The sequence below is a fragment of the Devosia sp. genome (assembly GCF_017307565.1).
Classification (GTDB): Bacteria; Pseudomonadota; Alphaproteobacteria; order Rhizobiales; family Devosiaceae; genus Devosia.
The window spans coordinates 61,081-63,487 of the sequence record NZ_JAFKHD010000070.1; the positions used below are offsets into that span (position 1 = coordinate 61,081).

The 2,407-nt window shown below is 62.5% G+C and carries 3 protein-coding genes; 2 read left to right on the top strand and 1 reads right to left on the bottom strand.

The genetic code is table 11. The features are described from left to right. Positions 1-150 precede the first annotated feature (150 nt). Positions 151-1,137: a hypothetical protein gene (locus J0I64_RS02115; RefSeq protein ID WP_291405968.1), complete on the bottom strand. Its 987-nt coding sequence runs from the start codon at positions 1,135-1,137 to the stop codon at positions 151-153. A 159-nt stretch (positions 1,138-1,296) separates the two neighbouring features. On the opposite strand from J0I64_RS02115, the gene J0I64_RS02120 reads away from it, so the two are divergent. Together J0I64_RS02120 and J0I64_RS02125 are read left to right on the top strand one after the other, a co-directional pair. Continuing rightward, the gene (locus tag J0I64_RS02120; RefSeq protein ID WP_291405970.1) at positions 1,297-1,875 is read left to right on the top strand and encodes a nitroreductase; all 579 of its coding nucleotides are present in this window, start codon (positions 1,297-1,299) and stop codon (positions 1,873-1,875) included. A gap of 75 nt (positions 1,876-1,950) precedes the next feature. Then, a partial coding sequence (locus J0I64_RS02125; protein WP_291405972.1) for a transglycosylase SLT domain-containing protein occupies positions 1,951-2,407 on the top strand: 457 nt, incomplete at its 3' end.

Consider the following 2,407-nt stretch of genomic DNA (forward strand, 5'->3'; position numbering starts at 1 on the left):
TGCCGGACTCGTTCCGGCAATCCACCTCACCTCCGCATGGACTACCGGGACAAGCCCGATAGTGACGACAGACCATGGGGTATTGACCCCAACCAAATTCACCGTGTCATCCCGGCGCTCGGGGGCATGACGCGGGGGGTATGTGCGGCCTTAGCCGCCCTGATAGACGCTGGTAAGCACTTCGATTTCGCGGGAGCCGCCGGATACAACCTGCACTTCGCGGTTGTAGACCTTCTCGCCTTGCTTGGCGAGAATGAGGTATTCACCCTCTGCCAGGACGGTCGAGGGGAACGCGCCGCGATCGGTAAACACCGTAGTGCCATCGGACGTTTTTACCGTCCATTCCACGTCGGCAATCGCCTCGCCGCCTTCTTCCGAAGCCAGCTTGAACGAAACTTCGCTGGCATGGTGGTAAAGCGTCGCGTCCGTGAGTTCGCCGGCCGTCACGCGAAGGTCCGCGCGCACCACGGCGTTGATCGTGCCGAAATGCGAGACGATGTGATAGGTGCCGGCATTGAGCGTCACGATGTCGTTGGGCGGCAGGTTTTCCGCGATCATCACGCGGCTGCTTTCCTCGCCGGCCGTGAAAATGTCGAAGCGCAGCTGCGTCGGCGGAATCGGAATGTCGCCGGTAACGGCCGAGTTGAGCCGCAGGGCGCCGGCTTCGAGGTCGACGACCTTCTCGTTCGCTCCGGGAACCACGGACAGCGACTCGCTCAACTGCGCCCGCCCATAGGCGGCATGAACCACATATTCGCCCGGCGGCAGGTCGAGCCGCGCCGTGGACTGTTCCGATTTTGCCACCAGCGTCATGTTGCCCTGCGCATCGGGCACGCTGTTATAGACGCGCCACACCACGCCATCGGGAATGGCCGGGCCTTCCTGCGTGATGCGTGCCGACAGTGTTACCGATTGCGGAGCGCTCGTGGCCGCAGCGATTGCTTCCGCTGCCGTGCCGCCATTGCTCGTTGGGGCCTGCGCGGCAGGCGCTGCGGGCAACGACTTGGGATCGGGGCGCGGACGGGGCAGGGGCGGGATTTCGGCATTTTCCTGCGCGAACGCAACGGGCGCGGGGGCAAGCGTAACGCTTGCAAAGCCGAGAATGGCACAGGCAATCAGGCGGGATACAGGCAGCATGGTTGTTCGGGCCATCGAAATAGGGCGGAATGCCCCGACTCTTGCAAGCTAGGGCGCGAATACGGAAAAGCTGTGTCACACTCGGATCGGCTTGAAAACCGGTGCGGGTTTGGGTCAAAGGATTTTTGTCAGGCCCGCCCTTTCCCTCAAGGATAATTCATGCCCGCCAATCCCGCTCTCCGCGACTATCTTCTTGCCCGTCGCTCCGTCGGCCAGGCTTTTCTCACCGAGCCCGCGCCCACCGGCGAGGATCTGCAGACGCTGTTGACCATCGCGACCCGCGTTCCTGACCACGGCAAGCTCGCGCCCTGGCGCCTGGTCCTCTTCACCGGCGATGCCCGCGTCGCGGCCGGCGAAAAGCTGGCCGAACTGGCAAAGCGCAAGCGCCCGGAACTCGACGAAGCCGGCCTCGAGATCGAGCGCCGCCAGTTCCTGCCGGCCCCGCTCGTCGTCGGCGTCATTTCGACCGCCAAGCCGCATGTAAAGATTCCGGAATTCGAGCAGTTGCTCTCGGCCGGCAATGTCGCCTTCAATCTCGTCCACGGCGCCTATGCCCTTGGCTATGCTGCGACCTGGATCACCCGCTGGTACAGCTTTGACGCTGAAGCCGCTGCGCTGCTCGGCGCCAAAGAGGGGGAGCGGTTTGTCGGTTTCGTCCACATCGGCACCCCGAGCACCATCATCGAGGACCGTCCGCGACCCAATCTGGATGAAATCGTAACAGAATGGCGTCCGTGACCATCTCGGTGTTAACAGTCTGTTAGCCATAATAATGCAGAGGTTAACGCATTAGTCGCTAACCGCAGGCTGTTCATGGGCGTCCAGTCCATCTCCGTTCCGCAGAACCTTGCCTCAGCCCTGACCGCGGCCGGCAACCGAAACGGCGTGGACTTCTCATACCTTTTGCAGACGGCGATGCGCGAAAGCAGCCTCAACCCGTCTGCAAAAGCCAGCACGTCCTCTGCAGTGGGCCTCTTCCAGTTCCTCGAAGGCACTTGGTTGCAGGTAATGAAGCAGGAAGGCCCGCGCCTCGGCTACGCCAATATTGCCAATGAAATTCAACAGCGTAGCGATGGCAGCTACACCGTTGCCGATCCCGCGCGCAAAGCCGAAATCCTGAAACTGCGCGAGGATCCGCAAATCGCCGCAGACCTCGCCGCCGCCTTCACCCGGTCCAACGGCGAGTACCTGAAATCGCGATTCGGGCGCAATCCCAGCGCCGGCGAACTCTACATCGCCCACTTCCTCGGTGCCGAAGGCGCCGAGCGCA

Excerpts from the sequence above, each read along its gene's own strand:
- J0I64_RS02120 (WP_291405970.1), top strand. The coding sequence starts at position 1,297 with ATGCCCGCCAATCCCGCTCTCCGCGACTATCTTCTTGCCCGTCGCTCC.
- J0I64_RS02115 (WP_291405968.1), bottom strand. The coding sequence starts at position 1,137 with ATGCTGCCTGTATCCCGCCTGATTGCCTGTGCCATTCTCGGCTTTGCA.